The organism is Bradyrhizobium sp. AUGA SZCCT0222 (assembly GCF_018130205.1).
Taxonomy (GTDB): Bacteria; Pseudomonadota; Alphaproteobacteria; order Rhizobiales; family Xanthobacteraceae; genus Bradyrhizobium.
In genome coordinates this window covers 1-1,406 of sequence record NZ_JAFCLX010000102.1, presented here as the reverse complement: position 1 = coordinate 1,406, position 1,406 = coordinate 1, and the positions used below count along the sequence as shown (strand labels likewise).

Annotated in this window: 1 protein-coding gene; it reads right to left on the bottom strand. The window is 59.5% G+C overall.

The window, feature by feature from the left end; all coding sequences use genetic code 11:
* Positions 1-282 precede the first annotated feature (282 nt).
* Positions 283-1,314, bottom strand: a complete 1,032-nt coding sequence (locus JQ629_RS36900) for an IS110 family RNA-guided transposase (protein WP_212416793.1) — start codon at positions 1,312-1,314, stop codon at positions 283-285.
* Between the last annotated feature and the right edge of the window lie 92 nt (positions 1,315-1,406).

The following is a 1,406-nucleotide window of genomic DNA, read 5'->3' as shown; positions in this document are numbered from 1 at the left end:
TGGGTCATGTGTGGACGACGCCCGCATTGCAAGGAGATTCTGACGTTCGGCTTGCGGTCGGGTGCAAGTCATGTGTCCGGCCTGTTTGCGCGGCACCATGCCCGCTGGCCCTGATGTAGTTCGCAGATCGGGTCCCAATCAATCGCCCGGGCTTTGACGCCCATGACCCAGAAGCGGGTTGTCCCAATCGACGGCTCGACCGTTTCGCATCACGCCATCATCACCCTCGCAATTCGATTTCTTACTCCGCCGTCGCCTTAATCTCCCATTGCCAAGCCCTCTTTAGGCAGCTGCAGCAAGCTCGGGCGCTCGATAGTGTCCTCCCTTGGCCATGATCGCCCAGGCGATGCGCGCCATCTTGTTGGCGACGGCAACGGCGACGAGCTTGGCTGGTTTCTTGGCCAGCAGCCTCATGATCCAGGGATGCTTTTGCGGATGCAGCCGGGCTTGTCGAACAACGGCTGTTGCACCGATGACGAGCAACCGTCGGAGATAGCGATCTCCCTGCTTGGAGATGCCGCCGAGCCGCTCCTTGCCACCCGTCGAGTGCTGCCGCGGCACAAGTCCGATCCATGCTGCAAAATCCCGCCCGGATCTGAAGCCACTGGGGTCTGTGACAGTGGAAGCGATGGCCGTGGCCCCGATCACGCCTATCCCGGGTACGGTTTCGAGGCGGCAGCTCATATCATTGGCACGATGATGTGCGTGAATGGCGCGATCCAGAGCCCCGACCTGCAATTCCAGAGCAGCGAGTTGATCGACAATAGCCTGCAGCGCCTGTTTCATCGCAGATGGAAGAGCTTCGTGATTAATCTCGTCCGTGATGATCGCGCCGAGCTGAGCGAGTCCCTCGCGTCCCGTCTCCGCAACGAGGCCGAACTCGGCAAGGTGGGCTCGGAGTGCGTTGATCAGCTGCGTGCGCTGACGGATCAAAAGATCCCGCGTTCGATGCAACATGAGCAAGGCTTGCTGATCGGTCGACTTGATCGGCACGAACCGCATCGATGGACGTGTCACGGCTTCACAGATCGCGGCCGCGTCGGCAGCATCGTTTTTCGACCGCTTGACGTAGCCCTTCACATAGCTCGGCGGCATCAGGCGAACGGTGTGACCGAGTTTGGAGATTTCCCGTGCCCAATGATGACCGGTTCCGCAGGCCTCCATACCGACCAGGCAACCGGGAAGCTTGCTAAAAAATTCCAAGACCTGCTTGCGTCGCAACTGACGGGTAATGATAGCCTTGCCCGCACTATCCACGCCGTGAACTTGGAATACGTTCTTGGCGAGATCAACGCCGATGGTGCTAACATTCATGTGGACGACCCCCTCCGGTGATTCGTTGTTCAACGATCACCCCTTTGGCACATTCGATGCCTGGAGCGGGCGTCGTCCACTACATCAATCGC

What these genes read in the sequence shown, in the direction of transcription:
- JQ629_RS36900 (WP_212416793.1), bottom strand. Translation starts at nt 1,314, where the DNA reads ATGAATGTTAGCACCATCGGCGTTGATCTCGCCAAGAACGTATTCCAA.